We start from the raw sequence: 23,700 nt of genomic DNA, 5'->3' as shown, positions 1-23,700 counted from the left end.
GGTGCACTCTCCCCCGCTTCCCCAGCTTCCCCCGCGCTCCCTGCCCCAGCTTGCTAAGTCTGCGACCCTCCCAAATCTCCCATGTCCTACGAACCTCTCCATCACAAGTATCGACCTGCAACCTTTGCCGATCTCGTAGGACAAGAGGCGATCGCCGAAACCTTAACCAACGCTCTAGGTCAGCAAAAAATTGCCCCAGCTTATCTCTTTACCGGTCCCAGGGGCACGGGCAAAACCTCTAGCGCTCGTATTCTGGCCAAGTCTCTCAACTGCTTGAATTTCGATCGCCCCAGTCCTCAACCCTGCGGCACTTGCGAAGCTTGCCGTTCCATTGCTCGGGGCAATGATCTCGATACCATCGAAATTGACGCCGCCAGCAATACCGGAGTCGATAATATTCGGGAACTCATCGAACGAGCGCAGTTTGCCCCCGTCCAATGTCGGTACAAGCTCTACATCATCGATGAGTGCCACATGCTCAGTACCGCAGCTTTCAATTCTCTGCTCAAAACCCTCGAAGAACCGCCCGATCGCGTCGTATTCGTTCTAGCGACCACCGATCCCCAGCGCGTTCTGCCCACGATTATCTCTCGCTGCCAGCGTTTTGATTTTCGCCGCATTCCCCTGGAAGCGATGGTGGCTCATTTACAAGAGATCGCCCGTCTCGAAGACATTAATATAGAACCCACGGCGATCGCCTTGGTGGCGCAAATCGCTCAAGGGGGACTCCGAGATGCGGAAAGCTTGCTCGATCAGCTCAGTTTAAGTGCCGATCGCATCACCATCGATCGAGTCTGGGATTTAGTGGGGGCAGTTCCCGAACGAGACTTGATGTCCCTACTCGAAGCGATCGACTCCAACTCGGGAAAAACGGTCATCGAGTGCGTCCGCCACTTAATGGATCGGGGTCGAGAACCCCTCATCGTTCTCCAAAATCTAGCGGGCTTCTATCGCGATTTGCTAATTGCCAAAACGGCGAGCGATCGCCGGAATTTAGTTGCCCTCACCCCACCGACCTGGGAAGCCCTGTGTCAATTTGCCCATCGTTGGGAGATTGCCCGGATTTTGAGTGGGGGGCAACATTTGCGCGCCTGCGAAGCTCAGCTCAAAAATACCACCCAGCCTCGATTGTGGCTTGAGGTTTCTTTGCTGGGGCTGTTATCCTCTGCACTTCCTCCCCAAGGGGCGATCGTCAATCCGTTGCCGGCCGTGCCCTCTCCAGCCCCCATGGCGCATCCAACCCCCACTCCCAGTTCCCCTCCGACTGCGCTCCCAACAGTATCGGCTCCAGAGGTCGTCTCTCCTCCCGAAGTGGCACCGACGCCTCAACCGGTTCCTCCACCGACTCCCGAAGTGCCGCCGACACCTCAACCGGTTCCTCCGCCGACATCCCAAGTGGCACCGACGCCTCAACCGGTTCCTCCGCCGATTCCCGAAGTGGCACCGACGCCTCAACCGGTTCCTCCGCCGATTCCCGAAGTGGCACCGACTCCCATCTCCGTTCCAGCTCCCGCACCCGCTCCTCCTCCTACCGAAGCAATCGAACCTTCCCCAACTCCCGCCATTGAATACGATGTCGCGCAACTGTGGCCCCAGATTCTGGAAAATATTCAGATGCGTGCCACCCGAGAACTATTGCGGCAACAGGGGCAGTTTATCGGTCTTGAGGGGTCGTCGGCGCGCATTTGCGTCAGTTCCGGTTTAGTCAAGGTTGCCACCTCGAAGTTAGCCGATATTGAAGCGGCATTCGGGCGTACCCTCGGTCGTTCGATCGTCGTTAAAATTGAAGTCGCCGGGAGCGCAGTCGCTCCCCAACAACCCCCATCCCCCACGCCTGAGAGAACTGTTTCTCCACCACCGCCTCAGATCGGGTCTCCCACTCCCGAAACTCCTCCGGCAACCCAAGTTGCCCAAACAGTGCCAACTCCTTCGTCACCCCAAGTGGCTCAGATCCCTCCACCTCCAACTCTTCAACAAACCACTCCCACGACTTTCGAAGCTCCTCTCCAGGAGGCAACCCCATCACTCGAATCTCCTCCACCGATGGAAGACTGGGAAGAAGATGAAGTGACCATCGCCGCTCAACAACTGGCTAACTTTTTTCAGGGAGAAGTGACTGTCGTCAGCGACGAGCCTCAATTTTAAAAAATTCGGCAAACTCGAACACTTCTATGCTCCAGTTTGCCTCAAATCCGATCTCGTATTTTCAAACAAGATCGCTCTAGAATGGGTTGGTGTCCCAAAAACAAGAGACCGTCGATCCTATTTTCGAGCGACGGTCTTTTCTATATCGGAGTTTAAATCAGTTTAAGAATTTTTCCGAATCCCAAACTTCGGGGTAGGTGTTACGTTTTCACTAAACAAACCAGCCATCGTCCAGGTTAAGTGAACGGTTAACGCTTTAGCAAAAGCGTGAAGCGCTTCGGATTCATTGGGGGGGCAGCAGGCTTTGGGAGTTGGATTCATGATGAACGCGCGCTTGAGGGTTTTCCGAGGTGTATACGTTTTAAGTTAATACAATATTCACGGTTCTACTTACGCAATCGGGACACTTCTTTATCTGTTTGAGGGGTTTTCGTCATTTTTGAAACCCAGTCGATCGCCATTTCTGCATTTGATTTTTAAAATCCGCATAAAATCCATCTTTCAATCGAGTAAAAATAAATTATTTGTGAAGAGAATGCCACTCGATAAATTACCTATCGACATTCGCAAAAGGGGGTTGATAAGTTGATATAGTGTAGTGCGTTATCCCTTGTCAAAACGATTTCCCAATGGTGCTAGATTCCCCCTCAACTCTCTCCCCTCGCACCTTTCGCTTGCCAAAGCAGCGATGGAACATTTTCGAGGCACAGCCGGAACGGGCCGATCGACTCGCTGAGGTGGTGGGATTATCGCCGCTGCTGGCACAAGTTTTAGTCAATCGGGGGTACGATACGCCGGATGACGCGCGAGTCTTTTTAGAACCGGATTCGGAAACCTTACCCACACCCTCCGAGGCATTCGGTGCCGATCTTGAATTTGGTCTAGAGCTACTCCAAGAAGCGATCGCCGATCGATACCCGATCGCGATTTGTGGAGATTACGATGCCGACGGGATGACCAGTACCGCCCTCCTGCTGCGGGCGCTGCGATCGTTGGGAGGTGAGGTGGATTACGCCATTCCCAGCCGCATGAGTGATGGCTACGGCATCAACTCGCGTATCGTCAACGAGTTGCACGAACGGGGCGTGCGGCTGATTTTAACGGTGGATAACGGCATTGCCGCCTGCGAACCGATCGAACGGGCGCGGGAGTTGGGAATGGATGTCATCGTCACCGACCACCACGATTTACCGACTCAACTGCCGGATGCCAACGCGATTCTGAATCCAAAAATGCTACCGGAAGCCTCTCCCTATCGAGGAATGGCCGGTGTGGGGGTGGCATACCTGCTGGCGATCGAATTGGGGCGAATGTTGGGCAAAGGGGAGGATTTCATCGCCCCCATGCGGGAGTTGCTAACTTTAGGAACGATCGCCGATTTAGCCCCCCTCACCGGTATCAATCGTCGCTGGGTGAAACAGGGGTTGCGCCAGCTTCCAGACTCCAAACTGGCAGGAATTCAAGCCTTAATTCAGGTGTCTGGGGCGAATGATGGCAATGGAACGATGAAACCCGATGCGATTGGATTTCGATTGGGACCCCGAATTAATGCTGTCGGTCGGATTGGCGACCCCCAAGTGGCGATCGAACTGCTGACGACGGACGATGAGGGAATTGCCCTGGAACGGGCGATGCAGTGCGAACAAATCAACCAGCAGCGTCGGGAAATGTGTACGCAGATCGAGACCGAAGCGATCGCCTGGTGCGAAGAATCTCAAATCGATCTCCTCCGAGAACGGGTATTGGTGGTCGTACAACCGGATTGGCACCACGGAGTCATTGGCATCGTCGCCTCCCGATTGGTGGAACGTTACGGGGTTCCAGTGTTTATCGGCACCTACGAGGATGAGGAACGGCAAAAAATTCGGGGTTCGGCGCGCAGTATTCCCGAATTTAACGTGTTTGAAGCGCTACAGTTTGGCGACGATTTACTCGGAAAATACGGAGGACACCGCGCGGCTGGCGGGTTTTCTCTGGAGGCGGAGAATTTGGAGGCGTTTCGATCGCGTCTGAGTGAGTTTGCCAATCAGTGTTTGGAACCGGAACATCTCAAACCTGCGATTGCTATCGACACGATCGCCGATTTAGCACAAATCGATGAGGGTTTGTATCGGGAAATCGATCGCCTGCATCCCTGCGGTATCGCCAACGATCCTCCTGTATTTTGGACGCCGAACGTGCGGGTTCTCGAACAGACAACCGTCGGGCAACATCACCTCAAACTCACCCTGGCGTCCGATGCCACCGCAGAGTCTCCCCAATCGGCGATCGCCTGGCGGTGGGGTGAATACTGCCCCTTGCCAAACCGAGTGGATATTGCCTACAAGTTACGGGAAAATACCTTTAACGGCAGTACGACGATCGATCTCGAAATCATAGGGGTTCGCTTACCCAACGGGGAGAATCCAGAAACCTCATCTGAAGTAGATTTGGAGGACTCTTTAGAGCTGGAATCTCCATCTGAAGTAGATTTGGAGCATCCTTTAGAGCCGGAGTCCCCATCTGAAGTAGATTTGGAGCATCCTTTAGAGCCGGAGTCCCCATCTGAAGTAGATTTGGAGAACTCTTTAGAGTCGGAATCTCCCCCTGAAGTAGATTTAGAGAATCCTTTAGAGCCAGAAACAATCTCCGATCGGGAAACTGGAGATCGTGAAAGTACCCCAATTCCTCAAAGGACGATCGAGACTGATGCGATCGCCCAATCGGATTCGTCTGAGCCGGTTTCTGAGCCTTTGACACCCGCTCCAACACTCACTCCATCATCGACTTCGACCCCCGATGGAGTTCGCCACGCTTCCTTTGAATATCGAGGACGGCACTATCGCTGCGGACTTTACCCCTTGGAGTCGACCATGGAGTTAAGAATTCGGAACGATCGCGCTCAGGTACTCGCGGTGGAGAAAGGTAACAAAATCGGTCTTTTGGGAACGCAACGCAATAATGCTCGGCACGTAGACGTATCCGAACCTCATTTTTACCATCTCATTAAAGCGGCAATGCGATCGCTCGCTCTGGGATAGCCCGACTTGAGCCTTCCCGAACTCAAAAATAGATAGAAAACAAAAACTCGACCCAAAGTCGAGCTTTGCGGGGAAACGGCTTTTTGGCTTACATATCGCCGCCGCGAACTGCGAGTAAGAAGACCACGATCGGTCCGGAGAGAATCACCAGTCCGACTAAAATTAACTTAATAAACGGCTCGAAGTCGAAACCGAGAAGACCGTCAAGAATACCGTTCAAAAAATCCATGATGTTCTCCCAAACTCACTCAGGGTGTTAAATTTTTCTTGAAATTCCGATACTCATCTTACTGGTTAAGCTCCGATCGCTTTTAATCTGATTTACAAAACTATACAAAACTCCATAAAAAGATCTCGATCGCGGGTCTGGATCGGGAGATATTTTGGAGATTTTCGTGATGGCAGGTAGAGGAGGCTCCAGGAGGCCCTAGGAGGCAGGGAAAGTAGAGGAGGTCGGGAAGACTGCAACAAACGCTATACACTAAGAACGAAGAACTGCGAACCCTCACCCATGGCAACTTGGCATTGTGTCCAAAACTGTGGCGCTTGCTGCTACCTCGATCCCTCCGAGCGTCCTGAGTTAGAAGAATTCCTTTCCTCCGAGGAGTTAAACCTATATCTGAGTTTGGTCGGATACGACGGTTGGTGTATCCATTACGATCGCAACACCCGCCAATGTCGCATCTACGCCGAACGACCTCGATTCTGTCGCGTCGAACCGGACGTCTTCAAGCAAATGTTCGATATCGAAGCTGAGGACTTGGATGAGTTTGCCATCGCCTGCTGTCGGGAACATATTGAAGATATTTACGGCGATCGCTCTCTGGAAATGCTACGGTTCGATCGAGCCATCGATAACGAACAATTGACAATTGACAATTGACAGGGAAAAATTGGGGTCGAGTTTCTGCTACCATACGAGGGTAAAACCGGCGCAAATTAACCCATCTCATCGTATTTTGTGAATCTTTCCACTCCCGACTCCGATCGCACCACGCCTCCCTCTTCTGACTCGAATTCCTCGAACGCCACCCCCAAGACATCTTCGAAAACCGATATCCTTTCGGTTTTTATTTCCACCTTCTTCACGATCTTGCTGGCAGAAATGGGGGATAAAACCCAGATCGCGACGTTGCTAATGACGGCGGAAAGTCAGTCCCCCTGGGTGGTATTTTTAGGCGCATCTGTGGCTTTAATCTCTACGAGTATCTTGGGTGTGCTGATCGGACGCTGGATGGCGAAACGTCTCACTCCCGAAGCCCTCAACACCGCAGCCGGAGTGATTTTACTTTTTGTCTCTATTCTACTGGTGGGAGATTTGATGAGCTTGTAAACGACTCCACCCTTTCTTCTGAGAATGGGGTGTTGAGTGGAAATTTACGCCTCAAATCAATGGATTAGACAAATGGAACAATCGAATTAGAGCGAGTCTTCTTGCTGTCTAACACATCTTACGAACTCGACGAACCCCGAAGTTGCTCTGCTGCGATCGCCACTTTTGAGTAATTTTCTGATTTAACTTTCAAGCTAACCCCAACCTATGGACTGGAATCTCTTCGGAATTAGTTTTATCACTGTCTTTTTATCGGAAATCGGCGATAAAAGTCAGTTTGCGGCCATTGCCCTCAGCGGTACGTCCAAATCTCCCCTCGGCGTACTGTTAGGAACCGCAGGTGCTCTCATCTTTGCTAGCCTGCTGGGGGTGCTCGTCGGTGAAGGTTTTGCCCAAGTCCTACCCCTGCGCCTGCTCAAAGGATTTGCCGCAATCGGATTTGCTCTGATGGGACTGCGCCTGCTGTGGCCCGAACCCGATCGCTCGTAAGGCTTCGGGGGCTTTGGAGGCTTTGGAGGCTTTGGAGGCTTCGGGAGCTTTGGGGGTAGAGGAAAAGTCAACAGTGGGAGCATCTTGCTCCCGTTTCTCCCGTTTCCCCCCCTACTCCCATTTCTGCGCGCCTCCCCCTCTGTGCGTCCTAATTGGGTGCCAGCCACTTCTGAGCGCTTAAGCGCTGAATCACGCCAAAAACGAGCAATTTGAGGGTGATTTTGCGCTCGTCCATTAAAAAGGGTTCGATCGTACTGGGTTGGGTTCCATTTGCCGAACAGGAGAAGGCGCGGGTTCCTTTAATATCGGCTTTGGGGAAATAAACCGCGAACTGGCGCGAGCCCGTCCCCCAGCCACCAATAACTTGCCAGCATTCTCCGGTGGAACCGGACATGGGAACGCGCTGTTTGACCACCTTCAAGTCTACGTCCTCGGCACCTTCTTTCTCTAGGGCTTCCTTGAGGGCGGGGAGGTAATCTTGGTGCATGAATTCCGCAAACGGCTTATCTTCTACCGCTGGCGGTTTGGGAGGCTTGACTTTTCCTCCTTTTTGTGCTGCTTTTGCCGCCGGTTTTGCATCGCCAGTGGGTTTTGCTTTGGGTTCCGGATTGGTTTGTTCGGCCATGGATATCAATCTTGCGAGAGTTCAGCACCAGCGCGCGATACGGGCTGATGGATGGCTTTAATCAAGTTAGCACGAATTCGGGCTATGGGGCGATCGGGGAACCGGTATCGGTGATGGGAATGGAGGTTGATGTTCTCAGAAAAAGCGATCGCTCGTTTCACCGGCGATCGCTTCTTTCAACCAGATTTAGAATCGATCGGAAAAATAACGTGCTTAGACAGGTGTAATGGTCCCGTTGTCAGTACCACCGCCAGTTAGCGTGTTTGTTGTACCCGCCAGGGTAGCGATATCTGTGTAGCCTGTGACTCCGAGGACTTGAGTTCCCGAACCTGTCAAGTTATTTAAAACGATATTTTCATTACCATCGTTTCCACTAATCGTGAAGGTACTAGTGAAAGTATTTGTTACTGAATCACTTTTGACTTCAATCCCGTTCTGACCATTGTCATTTAGGGTGTTGCCAGTGATACTGACGTTTATTGGATTTCCGGTACTGGCAATAGGCACAATTGTTTGATTCCCAAAGCGAATGTCAATGCCCTCATCCTCATTGTTTTCGATCGTATTTCCTTGAATAGTAATATCGGCAACAGCACCACCTAGAATCCCAAAACCAATCCCATCACCCACGGGTCCAGCAACACCATTCATACTAATCGTATTATTGGAAATGTTAATTGTGGTATCATCTCCAGCATTCAAACCCACTAAAATTGCATCATTCAAGTTACCAGTGAAGACGCTACCACCGTTGACTGTCAGATTATGAGTGCCAGCAGAGTTAACGGCAAAGGAGATACCTTGCCCTCCCGTACCCGTCGAACCACTAATTGTAGTATTGGTAACTGTTAAATTACCATCTTTACTGGCAATTCCACCACCACCAATCAATACTGGTAATGTATTAAAAGTCGCCGCATTATTGGAAAGCAAACTATTAAGGACGGTGACAGTTCCACCATCGTTCAAGATTCCGCCACCTTCTCCTGCACCAGCATTACCATTGGTAATCGTCAAATCCTGGAATGTTGCTGTCACGCCGGCATTGACATTGAAGATGCGCGTGGCATTGTTACCATCGATCGTGACTGTTGGGTCTGTCGTACCCGGATCTGCCGTGCCTGGGCCATCAATGGTGACACCGGTTCGGGTAATCTCCAGTTCTGAAGCCAGAGTAATCGTACCTGTTCCACCAGCATCAAACGTAATCGTCGGATTGGGGATTGAAGCTGCATTATTCGCCGCAATAATCGCCTGACGCAGAGAACCCGCACCGGTATCGTTGAGATTCCGAACGATGTCGTCATCTTCGGTAATCGTCAGGGTTGCAGTATTCGTGGTTCCAGCAACACCCGTTCCGCTGAAGCCACCAAAGGAGAGGTCGATGGTTTCGTCCTCTTCGATTTTATCGATATCGCCGACAACATCGATCGACACGGCTTTGCTGGTTTCATTCGCAGCAAAACTGACGGTAATCGGTCCGGCTGTGAAATCATCACCAACTGTCGCAGTTCCAGCAGTCAGATCGACGGTGACATCCTCGGCAATAGTGGTATCTCCAGTGCGAGTAATGGTAACTTCCATCGTCGTGTTAGTGGCAACATCGCCTTCCGCCACGGTGAAGGTGGCCGCACTAAAGTCATAAGTTGCCACCCCTGGAGTCGGAGTGGGTGTGGGAGTCGGCGATGGCGATGGTGATGGACTTGGAGATGGGTCTGTTGCGGGTGTGGTGTCCGTTGCGGGTGTGGTGTCCGTTGCGGGTGTGGTGTCTGTTGCCGGTGTGGTATCTGTTGCGGGTGTGGTGTCCGTTGCCGGTGTGGTGTCCGTTGCCGGTGTGGTGTCCGTTGCCGGTGTGGTGTCCGTTGCCGGTGTGGTGTCCGTTGCCGGTGTGGTGTCCGGAATCTCTACAGCAACATCCGTGGCATCCAAGTCAGTCACTCCCTGCACGACCACCAAGAACTGTCCCGTTTGTGCGTCTTGAATCACTGTATTGCCATCTTGCACTGTCAGCGTCAGTCCGTTGAAGGTGACATCATCGAGTTCTAAGCTGTCCTCGCCCTTGGTAAAATCGGTGAAGACATCCGCATCGGTCAGGGCAGCACTGCCGGTTGTAGTGGAGACGACAAAAATATCGCTACCGGCACCACCGGTTAAAGTATCCGTGCCAATTTGTCCGTCGAGGCGATCGTTTCCACTACCGCCAATCAACTCGTCCCCATCTTTGCCGCCAATTATCGTATCGTCTCCCGCACCACCATCGATAGTATCCGCACCGGCATTGCCAAATATCAGATCGCTACCATCGCCACCAAAAAGCCGATCGATATCGTTTTCCGATGTGACGACGGTAAAGATGGAACCGCCAACGATCGTATCGTCTCCCAGACCGCCGTTAACGATATCGTTTCCCACATCACCGAAGAGGGCATCGTTATCCTGTCCGCCTTCGATGCTGTCATCCCCTTGTCCACCAAAAATGACATCGCCGCCAGCATTGCCCGCCACGACATCCGCGCCAGAGCTGGCAAACATCAAATCGTTGCCTTCCAAGCCGCTCATGAGGTCGTTACCTGCAAAGGCGACGAACAGATCGTCTTCGGGTGTGCCAGCGAGTGTGTTGTTGTCTGCGGTTCCAAAGATATTTGCCATCGTTAAATCTGCGATCTCTCTCGATTTTCGTCAAAATGTATGAGTGCCTAGCTCAGTTTTAGCCTACGGTCTACGGGAGCGACCAATGTTGGGGTAAAGAGTTTCTAAAACTTTGGTAAAACGCTGGAGACTCTGAACTTGAGGGCGATCGCGCCAACAATAGTTTTTCCCCCGGAGCGATCGCGCCTCCGCAAGCTCTCCTGCCAAGAAAATAGGGACGCAGATGAAACCGAAGCGATCGAGCCGGTTCGTCTTAAAATCACGTCAGTTTTGCTGAAGTCGCCTCGCCCAAATGCTGACTCTCGATGACGTTTGGGCGTTCGGCAAGCCTCGATCGAGCCAGATGACAACACTGGGTACAACACCTGGCTGGGGAGAAAAATACTCCATTGCCCATTCCCCATTGCCCATTCCCTATTCCCCATTCCCCGCCCTCACCTGAAACAGTCTTATCCAAAACTGACGTTAAAATAGATCGAGTCCAGCCTAACTCTAGGCAAGCCCACAGGATTTTGACTCGGTCATGCAATACAACCAACTCGGGGATAGCGATCTGTCGGTTTCAGAAATTTGTCTGGGGACGATGACCTTCGGACAGCAAAATACCCTCGAAGAAGCCAGCCAACAGCTTGACTATGCCGTTTCCCAAGGGGTGAACTTCATTGATGCGGCGGAAATGTACCCCGTTCCCGCCCGGAAAGAAACCTACGGTAGCACGGAGGAATATATCGGCAAGTGGCTTAAGGAACAGCAACGGGAGAACATCGTTCTGGCCACCAAAGTTGCCGGTCCCACCCGCAGCATGGGATGGATTCGCAGCCCAGACCGAAACCTCGATCGCCGCAATATCGAGCAAGCGGTTAATGATAGTCTCGCGCGGCTGCAAACGGACTACATCGACCTGTATCAAATTCACTGGCCCGATCGCAACGTCACCCTCTTCGGTGGCGGCACGTTCGACCCGAAAAACGAACGCGATACCGTCCCCATCCAAGAACAACTTGAAGTTTTTGCCGATCTCGTCAAAGCTGGAAAAATTCGCTATCTCGGTCTGAGTAACGAAACCCCCTGGGGTGTTTGCCAGTTTACCCGGCTCGCGGAGCAATTGGGACTGCCCAAAATCGTCTCGATCCAAAACGCCTATCACCTGCTCAACCGCGAATTTGAAATTGCCCTGGCTGAGACCTGCTACCGGGAAAATGTCGGATTGCTCGCTTACAGTCCCCTGGCCTTTGGATTCCTCACTGGGAAGTATTTGCAAGATATCCCCAAAACTTCTCGCATCGGGCAGTTTCCCATGTTTGGCGGTCGCTATCGCAAACCCAGCGTCAAAGAAACCGTCGCCGCCTATGTCGAAGCAGCCAAGCAGCACAACCTATCTCCGGCAGTGATGGCACTGGCTTTCGTGCGATCGCGCTGGTTCGTCACCAGTACGATTATCGGGGCGACAACGATGGAACAATTGCGCGAAAACCTATCGAGTGCGGAGGTTGAGTTAGACGAAGCCGTACTTAAAGATATCGAAGCCGTCCACGCCGAGCATCCCAATCCCGCACCGTAAGTTCGGTGAAAGACTGACTATTCCCGTTCGAGCGAGCATCGGAAGAGAGTTAGAGAACAGATTCAGCCATTGCGCTGAATTGTCCCGAATTCTTCGAACTCGATCGATGCGGTTAACGAACGCCAATTGTGGAGCGCCTCAGTCCCCATTCTACTGTTGCGTCAAAATGGGTAAAACCCTTATGTTTTTTAGATGGATCGACGAGCGGTTTGGAGGGTTCACTAGAAAAAGACGGGGGAAACAATTTACTCTGAGCCTGCTATATTTTTGTACGAAAAGTAAACATAGCTGCGCCCTAGACAGTAGTTTACCACAACCCGAAACCCTTGAAAACTCGTTCCCAATATCCCCAATTTTCCCTCAAATTGAGGGTCTTTTTTGTCTTCAAAACAAAATCTTGGTAGCCAACGCTACAAAAAACAACCCCAATGAGTCGATCCCGAGCAGTTCCCTCAAATAGCAAGAGTCTCATCCATTTCTGGGCTATTTGTGCCACAGTAAAGGGAGGCCGGTCAATGTTTAATCTGAATGCTCTATCTGAAAAATCTAGATTATCATCCCACTGCGAGTCCGAGTGCGATCCTCAAGGCGATCGACCTAGAAGTGGCTCCCCAGCAGTTAAACTTAGTCGTGGGTCCGAGCGGATCTGGAAAAAGTACGCTACTTGAAATTTTAGCGGGATTGGCACGACCCACAGGGGGAGCGATTTACTGGCGCGATCGAGAATTGCTTCCGGAACAGCTCCGACAGTTGGGAGGATTGGTTTTTCAGTTTCCCGAACGCCACTTTTGCGGTCACTCCATCCTCGAAGAACTCCGACTGGGACATCCGGAATTAGGTTCCGATCGCGTCCGGGAAGCCCTGGCGGAAGTCGGATTAGACGGTTTCCCCCTCCACGCCTCACCCCAAGCTATGAGTGGAGGACAGCAACGGCGTTTGGCTCTGGCGGTGCAGCTGATGCGCCAACCGCAAATTTTACTCCTGGACGAACCCACTGCCGGGTTAGACTGGTCGATGCGCCGCCAGCTCGTGAGTTTACTTGCCAAACTCAAACAACATTGGAGTTTGTTGGTGGTGACGCACGATGCGGGAGATTTGTTGCCCATCGCCGATCGCTGCTGGACGCTCGATTTGGGCGTTTTGCAATCGGTTACCCCCGAAAGTTTGGAACATAAAGGGCGATCGGTGGCATCGGTTTAAGTTCATTCGAGGTCTGGAACGCATCTAGATGAATGAGAACTTAACCCAAAAGATTCGTCATGATTTCGATCGCCTAGCCCGATACGCTCGAGCCGAATGGAATCATAATAATCACTATCATTCTTTTTTAATCGAACAGTTACCCGCTCAAGGTAAAATCGCACTCGATATCGGTTGCGGAACGGGAGATTTTTCCCGTCTTTTAGCCGAGCGTTTCGAACGTGTTGTTGCTATCGATTTATCTCCGAATTCGATCGAGGTTGCCAAGCAGCGATCGAGACAGTTTTCAAATATTGATTTTCAAGTAGCAGATATTTGTCAATGGGAGTTTCCGACGGAACGATTTGATGCGATCGTGTCGATATCAACCTTGCATCATTTACCAGTCGAAAACTTACTCCCAAAACTGAAAAATACTTTGAAATCCGGTGGTAAGTTAGTCATTTTAGATTTGATAGAACATGAGAGTTTGGGAGATAAGTTAAGCGATTGTATTGCGGTTCCCCTGAACTGGTTATTTCAGATGCGTAAGAATCGGCATATTCAAAAATCGCCCGAAGCCGCAGCTGTGATGAGAGAACATCTTCGCACCGATGAGTACCTAACGCTTTCTCAAGCACGACGAATTTATACGAACTCCTTGAAGGGAGTAAAGCTGAGGAAACACTTGTTCTGGCGTTACTCAGTCGTTTGGGAGAATTCAGCGGCAATATAGCATTTCTCGAATGGATGAGGTACGGAAGATCCCCCTAAATCCACGGCAGTCGTTCTACTTGGGGAAACCCCAAGACCACGCTGCCTCCCCTTCATAAGGGGGACTTGAGATCTTCACTTAAATTTTTACTTAAAATTGACTAAATCTAATCGCTCGACAGAAAATTCTACGAATTCACCTGACTGACAATTAACGGGTAAATCACTCAAGCGAATCAGAATACCATTCACTTCTACAAGACTATCGATTGAGCTGATAACTTTTGCAAGAATATAATAACCGTAGTTTGCTTGCTTTTTTATCAAAAAGCTATGGCGATCGGAAATCACAATATTTCCCATATCAAAGGCTTCTAGTGGCTCTAAAACTCGATCGCCATTCTCCAAAAAGCAAGGATGGCAAAATGCGAAAAGCGTTTGCCGATCGCGATCGTCGCTAATTTCAACCTCTGCCTCATCACAACCGATCCAATGAATATTTTTCACTTTCATTTTTAAAATTCTACACCGAACCTCTTAAACCGAACCCAGCTTTAAAACGGATATTTTTCGCGTTATAACTCAACCCATTCAACGCCCAAAAATCGAGCTTTATCCTAAAAATCGCACCTACGGGGTTGAGGTTCTGCATCAGCTAAGTTTGCGGCAAATCCTGGCGGTAGGGAAACCGCCTCGAACCCAGCTTCTACCGTCCCCTGCATTGCTTGCGTACCATAGCCATCGGGGTACATATGCCCTCGAACGATCGCCACGTCATCCGGCTGTAGGGCAACTGTGCCTCCCGTGCGTCGAAAGGGTTGCTCTTCCACGTGGCTGTGAGCGAGAATGCGTCGATAGATTAAATTTCCCTCTCGATCGAGAACTTCCCACCAGTTGGCATAGCGATCGCACCCCGTATCCGGACTTTGGAGGGTGACCGCCAAGGTATAAGTGCCCGGTTCTCCTGCGGTAACCTCCACCTCTGTGACGGTAGCGAAGGCCTCTGGCGGGGTTGATGGTGTTGGGGAAGCCGCGGACTCAGGACGATTCTGAGGCGGGGGAGTCGCGCAACCTGCCAGAACGAGCGCCACAGCCAAGGTACAGATTATATGAGGGGAATTTAGCCGAGTCTGTCGTTTAGCCCAGATTTTAGGTGCCATAGTACATACCTCGTGTGGGTTCTGAATCAGAGAAGATTCGATCGTTTTTTGGTAAGAGTAACATCCACGCAATAGAAGTAGACAGCTTGCTCTGGGAACGTTTGAAATTTCGAGACTACCTTCGCCAGCATCCCGATGAAGCGGCACGTTACGGACGATTGAAGTATCGTCTTGCCCAACGCTTTTCGCACGATCGCCAAGCTTATACAACGGGCAAAGCAAAGTACGTCGAAGCGGTCATGCAAAAAGCTCGATCTCTACTCACAAAATAACGAGTTTCGCCGCTTCTATCCCCCATCTGACCCGACGAGATTCTCCCCATGTGGTATAAATTCAGGAAACACATCCTACGAGGTAGAGGAGTTTTTTTCAACTGTGGCGATCGCGCAAACTCTCGGCATCGGTATAACCGCAGCATCGGCGCTGTTGGGATTGGCATTGGGGGCTATCGAATATCAGTACCGGAAGCGACCGAAAAAGCAACTGGAACTCACCCAAGGAACCTGGAATCTAGAAACCATCGATTCCGGGCATTACCTCCTCGTGGGAGAACTCGAATGCATCAATCTTTCCCCCTCTCGAATCATCATCATCCCCGAACTCTCCGTCGAGGTGCAACTGTTTTCTGAGGGGTCTTGCGAGGAGATTGCCTGTAAAACCAAGATCGTTCCCCTGCACCCCGACGAACCCGCGCGGGAAGATGGATATTGGCTGGCGTACTTGCTCAAACCCGGGAAAACCACCCGCGTCAAAATCGCCATCGACATCCAGGGCGCCGAACTCAACCAACTCGAAGCTGCCTGGATTCAGGTCAACTACATCGCCTACGGGGCAGCCGGACGCATTCCCCAAGTGCGCCACATTATCTTTCCCTTCCAATATCCCGATCCCAACATCCCCGCAGAATGGAAACCCAAAGAAGGGGTGTCGGTATTACCCATCAAAACCCATCTGCTTAATCCCCTCGACGAGATTGTCGAGATTATCGAACGCTACGTCTCTCCCCACGCCCAACCGGGAGATATCGTCACCATCGGCGAATCTCCCCTGGCGATTATGCAAGAACAATTGACGCTGCCCCAGGAGATGGAACTCGGTTGGGTGGCCCGCCGATTGTGCCATTATTTCGGGCGCGATAGCAGCTTGGGCGTCGCCTATGGTTTACAAAGCTTAGTAAATCAAGTGGGTTCGCTTCGTGTAGTGGCAGCCTTAGCCATCGGTGCGGCGGCAAAAGCCCTGGGACGACCCGGCGTATTCTACCAACTGGCAGGGGAACAGGCGCGATTGATCGATGACGTGACCGGAACCAGCTTGCCTCCCTACGATCGATTTATCGTCCTCGGACCGGTCAATTCTCAAGAGGTGGTGAACCAAATTCAGCGCAAAACCGGCTTATCCGCCGCAATCGTCGATGTCAACGACTTGAAAGCCGTTAAAATATTAGCAGCAACCTCCGACGTGTCGGCCGAGTTGTTGGAAGTGGCTCTACGCAGTAACCCAGCTGGTAATGCTGCCGAGCAAACTCCTTTGGTTCTGATTCGACCTCATTCTAACGGATAGCTGCCAGTCGGTGAATCGCTTCGATTCCCAGAGCCTTGCAGGCGTTCGCGCTTAGTTACATACCACGACCATGACCTCATCTCCACCCGAAGATCGCAATTTTGAAATCCGTCCGATCCAGTATCGAGATTTGGAGGCGATCGAGCAATTATTAGCAGGTGCTTACACAGCGGTTAATCCCAGTTCGCCGCTGTGCATCGACCGACACTTCGGACAGATTCGGCAATTTTTTGGGTGGCTCAAGTGCTTGAGTTGGTTTCCCAACCCCTATCAAAACCTCCTGCGCGCCTACGTCGCCCACCGCAATCGCAATATTGAAGGATTTATCCAGGTGTCGCCCTTCAACCGCACCGCCAGTACCTGGAGAGTCGATCGGGTGGGAACGAACCCCGCATCGGGAAATATGGATGTGGGAACGAGTCTGCTGCGCTACTGCCTGGAAAATATTTGGGAAGCCCGCACCTGGTTGGTGGAAGTGGAAGTGGGAGACGTACAAGCCACGGGATTGTACCGCCAAAATGGATTTCAACCCCTCGCCCAGATGACTTACTGGGAACTCGATGCCGAACAGTTGCAGAAGTTGGGCGCAACGGAACCGAATTTACCCAATCTGATGCCCGTAGGCAACGCCGATGCCCGACTTTTGTATCAGCTGGATACAGCAGCCATGCCCCCCTTGGTGCGTCAGGTATTCGATCGCCACATGAGCGATTTTAAAACCAGTCTGTTCGGCTCTCTAATTCGCGGCTGCAAACAGTGGTTCGAGCGCGCGGAAACCGTCAGCGGTTACGTCTTCGAGCCGCAACGCAAAGCGGCAATCGGCTATTTTCAAATGCGCCTGAGTCGAGATGGTTCTGCCCCGCACCAAGCCGAACTCACCGTCCACCCCGCCTACACTTGGCTCTACCCGGAACTGCTCGCTCAGATGGCCCGCATCGTTGGCGAATTCCCCGAGCAATCGTTGCAACTTGCCTCCACGGACTATCAAGCGGAGCGAGAGGAGTTCCTCGAACGCATTGGCGCCGAACCCATCGATCGTACCCTGCTCATGTGTCGCTCGGTGTGGCACAAGCTCCGGGAAACCAAACCTGCCTCCCTGGAGTGGCAGCTATCGGAAGTCCTGAGCGGTTTGCAACCCGTTCGCAAGCCCTTACCGGGACGGATGATGTGCTGGGAATCGTTCCAACATTTACCTGAAGACCATCTCCAATCCTCGGAAAAAGCGAGCAACCGTCGCGTTCCCAAGCCGAAGAAGTCCAACAATCGCCCATCGGAATAAATGCACGTTTGCGCTCTTGGATTGGATATCGGTCGCAAGCGAGTGGGAGTGGCTGGGTGCGATCGCCTGGGGTTGATTGCCACCGGATTGACCACCATCAAACGCAGTTCTTTTGCTCGCGATGTAGAGGAACTGCGCCATTGGGTTCAAGAGCGCGAAATTAGTCTTCTCGTGGTGGGATTGCCCTACACCCTCGACGGAACCCTCGGCTCTCAAGCCCGTCAAGTGCAAAAGTACGCGCGGCGACTCTCTGCAGCATTGGATATACCCATCGAATATACCGACGAGCGGTTGAGTTCCGTAGAAGCGGAAGAATTGCTGCAAGCCCGAGGAATTTCTCCCTCACAGAACAAAGCCGCCATCGATCGCCAAGCCGCCGCTCTGATTTTACAGCGATGGTTGGATTTGCGGCGAGAGGGTAATGGACAATTGACAATGGACAATTGACAATCGGTCAATTTTTCTTCTCCCCATCACCCCCTCACCCCATCACCCCATCACCCCATCACCCCATCACCCCATCTCCCCATCTCCCCCTCTTCCTTTCCGAATTCCGAATTCCGCATTCCGCATTCCGAATCCTCCCCCTTCCCATATCAACACAAATTCACGTTAAGCTATTCAAATGATTAAGTTTTATAGCACGTGAGTATCGTCACCCTACAATCCGTTAAAAAAGACTTCGGGATTAAAGAGATTCTGCGAGACGCGAGCCTGAGTATCGATGCCCGAGACAAAGTGGGGTTAATCGGCACGAACGGGTCGGGGAAATCCACGCTCCTCAAAATGATTGCCGGTCTCGAACATTTCGATGGGGGCGAACGAATCGTCAACAGCCAACAGCGCCTCATCTATTTACCCCAACAACCGGAACTCGATGAAAGTCGTACCGTTCTCGAGCAAGTGTTTGCCGATAGCGGCGATCGCATGACCCTCGTGCGCGAGTACGAAGAACTCTCCCATCGCATGGCCCAAGTGGAAGGGGAAGAGTTAGAACGGTTGATGGCCAAGTTGGGACGGGTCACCGAACAAATGGCGGCAACGGAGGCCTGGGAACTGGAAACCCAAGCCAAAATTATCCTTTCCAAGTTGGGAATCGTCGACTTCGATGCCAAAATCGCCCACCTTTCGGGGGGATATCGCAAGCGGATCGCCCTGGCAACGGCATTGCTAGCCGAACCCGATTTGCTGCTGATGGACGAACCCACCAACCACTTGGATGCAGAGTCGGTGCAGTGGTTGCAGGAGTATCTGGGTCGGTATCGGGGGGCGGTGTTGCTGGTCACTCACGATCGCTATTTTCTCGATCGGGTCACCAATCGCATCCTCGAAATCGATCGCGGCGATCTCTATGCGTGGGGCGGAAACTATTCCTATTTTTTAGAGAAAAAAGCTCTGGCAGAAGAAGCCGAAGCCAGCAGCCAGCGCAAGCACCGAGGGGTCTTGCGCAGAGAACTCGAATGGCTCAAACGGGGACCGAAGGCTCGCAGCACCAAACAAAAAGCCCGCATCCAACGCATTCAGGATATGGAAGCGACGGAGTTTAAATCGAGCTTGGGCAAAGTCGATATTTCTACCCCCGGTCGTCGGATCGGTAAGAAAGTTATCGAGGTCAAAAACCTTTCTAAAACTTACGAAAATCGCCCCTTAATTCAAGACTTTACCTACGAATTCAATCGCGAAGACCGGGTGGGAATTATTGGGGGAAATGGCACGGGCAAATCCACCCTAATGAACCTGATTTGCGGGCGACTCGAACCCGATGGTGGAACGGTGGAAATTGGCTCGACTATCCACATCGGTTATTTCGATCAGCATTCGGAAGACTTGATAAATGCAGGAGATCGCAACCAACGGGCGATCGACTATATCAAAGATGTGGCAGAGTTGGTGACGACCGCCGATGGCAGTACGATTACCGCCTCCCAAATGTTGGAGCGCTTTTTGTTTCCCCCCGCCCAACAATACGCCCCCATTTACAAACTGTCTGGGGGAGAAAAACGCCGCCTCTTTTTGCTTCGGGTACTGATGAGCGCCCCCAACGTTCTGATTCTCGACGAACCCACCAACGATTTAGACGTGCAAACCCTGGCAGTCCTCGAAGAGTATCTCGATGACTTTAACGGTTGCGCGATTATTGTGTCTCACGATCGCTATTTTCTCGATCGTACGGTGTACAAAATATTTGCGATCGAATCGGAAGGTCGCATCCGCCAGTACCCCGGCAACTACTCGATTTATCTCGAATACAGACAAGCCGAAGAAGCCGCCGCCAAGGAAGCCGAATCCCCCAAACCGACTCCGGCGAAAGAGCGCAAACCTGCCTCCACCTCCAATAAACCGCGCCGATTGTCTTTTAAAGAAAAACGGGAGTTCGAGGTGTTAGAAACGAAAATTCCCGAACTCGAAGCTGAAAAAGCCGAAATCGAAGCGACGCTGTACGGCAACCCTCCCGATGGATATACCCAAGTGCGGGAACTCTCGGAACGCTTGGCACAACTCGATCGCGAAATTGACGAGGCCACGGAACGCTGGCTGACTCTAGCGGAAGTCGATGCGAACTCTTAGATGGTCTTACCGTTTGCCAAGGGGTGACCCTCACAAAGGGTTAGAGGGTTTTTGACCGGACAACAGGAACGCTTTCCGGGCGGAGTCGGTTTGAGATCGCACTTGCCAGTTCTATGCGGATAATAATGTCATCCTACCCAGGTCTTTCTCCCCCCGAACGCCTTCACGACTGTCCGAATTAATCGAGTTGTGATGATATGAGGGGTATGAGCCTCCAGTCGATCGTAAAGGTTTTTATGACGATCTCAAATATAATGAAGCCACTTCAAAAGTCAGGCTAAACTGGTGAATAAATCTGTTGTCTTTCGTCTTTTTGTAATGGTCCAAAATCATCGGGTAATCAAGAACGATGGTACAATCTGATGAGGGGTTAAACCCCTCATGTAAGATTTTTAATTTGTGAATAAAATTTGGTATTTAAGTTGAGATTGTTGTATGAAAGACAACTTTGAATAGAAAAGTAATTACAATCGAGAATAGAGAGCCAAGATTCGCTCTACCGATCGAATTTAATGACGATCGAACTAAAGAGATCGTCTCCATCAGTAACATCTACTAGTTAATATGGAATTAGGTAGTCAGCCCGGTCAGGCTGCTGAAGAATATCCCCATCCAGGTGCACGATTGATTGGTACGGTCATTGCCCTGGTCACCTTGACCTTACCCTTCTGGACCATTGCTCGCTACTCTCTTGAGGATACAGCTCGGGGAGCGCAAACCCCGACTCCCACGTATCCCTTGCACCAAGTCCGAAAGTAAATGGCTATCGAGATTCCTCGCACTCGGGTTAATTTCCCCGAATCGGATGCCGTGCCTTAGAAGTCAGCGCGGCACCGACTTCTAAGGCGCTCTCGTGACAGACGCTCTCGCTCGAACTCGCAGCGAACTGAGTGCGAGTGCTGCTGCCGGTGGAATGAATTGTTGCACGAACCCCACCGCCACAATTTCTTATGCAAAGAAATTGTCAATTGCTGACATTTTGACCGGCGGCGAGGTTGCTTTTCGTTCTATAATAAAGAGCTGGCTTTCAATCGCCATAAAGCCTTTCGATTTCACGCTCGAATCACTCCCAAACGCTTAGACGTTAGGAGTGACTTTTTCGTTGGGCGAACGTTGTTGACTTCAAACTTTCTTAAGGAATAGCTCCATTATGACAGATCCTATTCGTTTCCTAATGTGTGCTCCCGAGCATTACGACGTGGATTACGTCATCAATCCCTGGATGGAGGGCAATATCCACAAATCGACTCGAGAGCGGGCCGTCGAACAATGGCAAGGACTTTATCATTGCCTCAAAGAGCGGGCGTTGGTGGATTTAGTCGAACCCCAAAAAGGTTGGCCGGATATGGTGTTTACCGCCAATGCCGGATTAATTTTAGGAAAAACCGCCATTCTCAGTCGCTTCTACCATCCCGAACGACAGGGCGAAGAACCCCATTTCAAAAAATGGTTTGAAGAGCAAGGCTTCACCGTCTGCGAACTGCCGAAAGATTTACCCTTTGAAGGGGCAGGAGATGCCCTACTCGATCGCGCTGGACGTTGGTTGTGGGCGGGATACGGTTTTCGATCGGAACTCGATTCCCACCCCTACATCGCCAAGTGGCTCAATATCGAAGTTCTCTCGTTGCATTTAGTGGACGAGCGGTTCTACCACCTCGATACCTGCTTCTGTCCCCTCTCCGGTGGCTATTTACTCTACTATCCTCCCGCCTTCGATTTCTACTCCAATCGCACGATCGAGATGCGGGTTCCCGCCGACAAGCGCATTGCTTTGAGCGAATCCGATGCCGTGAACTTCGCCTGTAACGCGGTGAATATCGATCGGGTGGTGGTGATGAACAAAGCCAGCGATGCTCTCAAACAGCAGCTGGAAGAAAAAGGATTTGAAGTTATCGAAACCCCCCTCACGGAATTTCTCAAAGCGGGTGGGGCCGCCAAATGCCTGACCCTGCGCGTTACCGAACCCGTGGATGCCGATGTTAGCGCGGGCGCTTTGGTGCAAAGTTGCACCATCAAGATGGAAGGCCATCTGCTCGATTCGGGTTCCATCAACCGCGTCCTCGATTTAGTCATCGATGGTGGGGGAAGCTTCCAAGTTCTCAACTTCAATTTAGGGGAACAGCGACATAGTACCTCCTCGACGGAAATTCGGATTTCTGCACCTTCCCCAGAAATCCTCGAAGAGATCGTAGCCCAGTCGATCGATTTAGGGGCGACGGCTTTACCCCAAGACGAACAGGATGTGCACCTCGAACTGGTGACCCAAGCGGGGGTTTCTGCCGATGATTTCTACGTCACCACCATCTATCCGACGGAAGTGCGCGTCAACGGCGAGTGGGTGCGGGTGCAAAACCAACGAATGGATGGGGTAATTGCCCTGACGGAAACCCCCAACGGTTCCATGGCGCAATGCAAGCTCTTGCGAGACTTAGAAGTGGGCGAGCGCGTCGTTACCGGTGTGGGGGGCATTCGCACCCTGCGCAAAGAACGAGGACTGAAAAACCAGGAATTTAGCTTCATGTCCGCTGGGGTATCGAGCGAACGTCGGGTGGAATTAGTCGTCGAACAAGTGGCCTGGGAACTGCGCCAAATTCGCGATCGCGGCGGAAAAGTCGCCGTCACCGCCGGACCGGTGGTCATCCATACCGGAGGGGCCGAGCATCTATCGAGTCTGATTCGCCAAGGTTACGTCCAGGCACTGCTGGGGGGGAATGCGATCGCCGTCCACGATATGGAACAGGCTCTGCTGGGTACCTCCCTCGGGGTGGATATGAAACGGGGGGTTGCCGTACGCGGCGGTCACCGACACCACCTCAATACCATCAATACCATTCGTCGTTGCGGTAGTATCGCCAACGCCGTCGAGCAAGGGGTGGTGACGCGCGGGGTGATGTACGAATGCGTCCAGAATAACGTGCCCTTTGTCTTAGCCGGTTCTATCCGGGATGACGGTCCCTTGCCGGATACCCAGATGGATTTGCTCAAAGCTCAGGCAGAGTACGCCCAGTTGCTTGACGGGGTGGAGATGATTCTGATGCTTTCGACGATGCTGCACTCCATTGGGGTGGGGAATATGACCCCCGCTGGCGTGAAGATGGTGTGCGTGGATATCAACCCGGCCGTGGTGACTAAATTGAGCGATCGCGGTTCCGTGGAATCCACCGGCGTGGTGACAGATGTCGGTTTGTTCCTCAGCTTGCTGGTACAGCAGCTCGATCGGCTCACCAGTCCCTATCCGACAAAGACAGCGATCTAAGCTAAGGAACTTGACACTCCCCCGCTTCAAATGCGGGGGATTCTGGGTTCGTAGAACTGAACTTACGCGCACCTTGCCATAGCTCGGTTGGCAGAGGTTCTGTTCTCCCCAAGCGTCAGTGTGAGCCGTGAATCGGTGTCGAACGAGCGCGAACGACGTTGC

At 51.9% G+C, this 23,700-nt stretch carries 22 protein-coding genes; 17 read left to right on the top strand and 5 right to left on the bottom strand.

Going from position 1 to position 23,700, the window contains the following annotated elements; translation table 11 throughout:
* Positions 1-81: 81 nt before the first annotated feature.
* Together AC2215_RS01080 and recJ are read left to right on the top strand one after the other, a co-directional pair.
* Positions 82-2,145 carry a DNA polymerase III subunit gamma/tau gene (locus AC2215_RS01080; RefSeq protein WP_486808097.1) on the top strand — a complete coding sequence of 688 codons (2,064 nt, stop codon included), beginning with the start codon at positions 82-84 and terminating at the stop codon, positions 2,143-2,145.
* A 629-nt stretch (positions 2,146-2,774) separates the two neighbouring features.
* Positions 2,775-5,165, top strand: coding sequence for a single-stranded-DNA-specific exonuclease RecJ (gene recJ, locus AC2215_RS01075; RefSeq protein WP_486808096.1), 2,391 nt, complete (start codon positions 2,775-2,777; stop codon positions 5,163-5,165).
* 88 nt (positions 5,166-5,253) lie between these two features.
* Here the strand turns inward: recJ and psb30 are convergent, their stop codons facing one another.
* On the bottom strand, positions 5,254-5,394 hold the full coding sequence (gene psb30, locus AC2215_RS01070) for a photosystem II reaction center protein Ycf12/Psb30 (RefSeq protein ID WP_486808095.1): 141 nt from the start codon (positions 5,392-5,394) through the stop codon (positions 5,254-5,256).
* Between the two features lie 282 nt (positions 5,395-5,676).
* On the opposite strand from psb30, the gene AC2215_RS01065 reads away from it, so the two are divergent.
* From AC2215_RS01065 to AC2215_RS01055, 3 genes are all read left to right on the top strand, one after another.
* Positions 5,677-6,048: a YkgJ family cysteine cluster protein gene (locus AC2215_RS01065; RefSeq protein ID WP_486808094.1), complete on the top strand. Its 372-nt coding sequence runs from the start codon at positions 5,677-5,679 to the stop codon at positions 6,046-6,048.
* 78 nt (positions 6,049-6,126) lie between these two features.
* Positions 6,127-6,498: a TMEM165/GDT1 family protein gene (locus AC2215_RS01060; RefSeq protein WP_486808093.1), complete on the top strand. Its 372-nt coding sequence runs from the start codon at positions 6,127-6,129 to the stop codon at positions 6,496-6,498.
* Between the two features lie 207 nt (positions 6,499-6,705).
* The gene (locus AC2215_RS01055; protein ID WP_486808092.1) at positions 6,706-6,987 is read left to right on the top strand and encodes a TMEM165/GDT1 family protein; all 282 of its coding nucleotides are present in this window, start codon (positions 6,706-6,708) and stop codon (positions 6,985-6,987) included.
* Between the two features lie 148 nt (positions 6,988-7,135).
* Here the strand turns inward: AC2215_RS01055 and AC2215_RS01050 are convergent, their stop codons facing one another.
* Positions 7,136-7,612 carry a DUF2996 domain-containing protein gene (locus AC2215_RS01050; protein WP_486808091.1) on the bottom strand — a complete coding sequence of 159 codons (477 nt, stop codon included), beginning with the start codon at positions 7,610-7,612 and terminating at the stop codon, positions 7,136-7,138.
* An 11-nt stretch (positions 7,613-7,623) separates the two neighbouring features.
* Between AC2215_RS01050 and AC2215_RS01045 the strand changes: the two genes are divergently transcribed.
* The gene (locus AC2215_RS01045) at positions 7,624-7,839 is read left to right on the top strand and encodes a hypothetical protein (RefSeq protein ID WP_486808090.1); all 216 of its coding nucleotides are present in this window, start codon (positions 7,624-7,626) and stop codon (positions 7,837-7,839) included.
* Here the strand turns inward: AC2215_RS01045 and AC2215_RS01040 are convergent.
* A complete protein-coding gene (locus AC2215_RS01040; protein ID WP_486808089.1) occupies positions 7,826-10,261 on the bottom strand; it encodes a Calx-beta domain-containing protein in 2,436 nt (811 codons plus the stop codon). The two genes, AC2215_RS01045 and AC2215_RS01040, sit on opposite strands and share 14 nt — an antisense overlap.
* A gap of 292 nt (positions 10,262-10,553) precedes the next feature.
* Between AC2215_RS01040 and AC2215_RS01035 the strand changes: the two genes are divergently transcribed.
* The 4 genes from AC2215_RS01035 (at position 10,554) to AC2215_RS01020 (ending at position 13,737) form a co-directional block, all read left to right on the top strand.
* Positions 10,554-10,703, top strand: a complete 150-nt coding sequence (locus AC2215_RS01035; protein WP_486808088.1) for a hypothetical protein — start codon at positions 10,554-10,556, stop codon at positions 10,701-10,703.
* Between the two features lie 81 nt (positions 10,704-10,784).
* Positions 10,785-11,822 (top strand): NADP(H)-dependent aldo-keto reductase, encoded by a 1,038-nt coding sequence (locus tag AC2215_RS01030; protein WP_486808087.1) that lies wholly within the window; start codon positions 10,785-10,787, stop codon positions 11,820-11,822.
* Positions 11,823-12,350: 528 nt separating this feature from the next.
* Positions 12,351-13,022, top strand: coding sequence for an ABC transporter ATP-binding protein (locus AC2215_RS01025; protein ID WP_486808086.1), 672 nt, complete (start codon positions 12,351-12,353; stop codon positions 13,020-13,022).
* A gap of 28 nt (positions 13,023-13,050) precedes the next feature.
* Entirely contained in the window at positions 13,051-13,737 is a 687-nt protein-coding gene (locus tag AC2215_RS01020) for a class I SAM-dependent methyltransferase (protein ID WP_486808085.1), read from the top strand.
* Between the two features lie 125 nt (positions 13,738-13,862).
* Here the strand turns inward: AC2215_RS01020 and AC2215_RS01015 are convergent, their stop codons facing one another.
* Positions 13,863-14,222 (bottom strand): hypothetical protein, encoded by a 360-nt coding sequence (locus AC2215_RS01015; RefSeq protein WP_486808084.1) that lies wholly within the window; start codon positions 14,220-14,222, stop codon positions 13,863-13,865.
* 110 nt (positions 14,223-14,332) lie between these two features.
* Positions 14,333-14,875, bottom strand: a complete 543-nt coding sequence (locus AC2215_RS01010; protein ID WP_486808083.1) for a hypothetical protein — start codon at positions 14,873-14,875, stop codon at positions 14,333-14,335.
* Positions 14,876-14,889: 14 nt separating this feature from the next.
* Between AC2215_RS01010 and AC2215_RS01005 the strand changes: the two genes are divergently transcribed.
* The 7 genes from AC2215_RS01005 to argZ all read left to right on the top strand — a co-directional run bounded on the left by AC2215_RS01005 (position 14,890) and on the right by argZ (position 23,538).
* Positions 14,890-15,147: a GrpB family protein gene (locus AC2215_RS01005; RefSeq protein WP_486808082.1), complete on the top strand. Its 258-nt coding sequence runs from the start codon at positions 14,890-14,892 to the stop codon at positions 15,145-15,147.
* 109 nt (positions 15,148-15,256) lie between these two features.
* Entirely contained in the window at positions 15,257-16,435 is a 1,179-nt protein-coding gene (locus AC2215_RS01000; protein WP_486808149.1) for a F420-0:Gamma-glutamyl ligase, read from the top strand.
* Positions 16,436-16,505: 70 nt separating this feature from the next.
* Positions 16,506-17,714 carry a GNAT family N-acetyltransferase gene (locus tag AC2215_RS00995; RefSeq protein ID WP_486808081.1) on the top strand — a complete coding sequence of 403 codons (1,209 nt, stop codon included), beginning with the start codon at positions 16,506-16,508 and terminating at the stop codon, positions 17,712-17,714.
* A complete protein-coding gene (ruvX, locus tag AC2215_RS00990; protein ID WP_486808080.1) occupies positions 17,715-18,161 on the top strand; it encodes a Holliday junction resolvase RuvX in 447 nt (148 codons plus the stop codon).
* 198 nt (positions 18,162-18,359) lie between these two features.
* Positions 18,360-20,282 (top strand): ABC-F family ATP-binding cassette domain-containing protein, encoded by a 1,923-nt coding sequence (locus tag AC2215_RS00985; RefSeq protein ID WP_486808079.1) that lies wholly within the window; start codon positions 18,360-18,362, stop codon positions 20,280-20,282.
* Between the two features lie 564 nt (positions 20,283-20,846).
* Positions 20,847-21,041, top strand: a complete 195-nt coding sequence (locus tag AC2215_RS00980) for a TLTLP motif-containing protein (protein ID WP_486808078.1) — start codon at positions 20,847-20,849, stop codon at positions 21,039-21,041.
* 391 nt (positions 21,042-21,432) lie between these two features.
* Positions 21,433-23,538, top strand: a complete 2,106-nt coding sequence (gene argZ, locus AC2215_RS00975) for a bifunctional arginine dihydrolase/ornithine cyclodeaminase (protein ID WP_486808077.1) — start codon at positions 21,433-21,435, stop codon at positions 23,536-23,538.
* Positions 23,539-23,700 lie beyond the last annotated feature (162 nt).

This window comes from Zarconia sp. (genome assembly GCF_057467645.1).
This window is presented reverse-complemented; position numbering and strand designations above follow the sequence as displayed.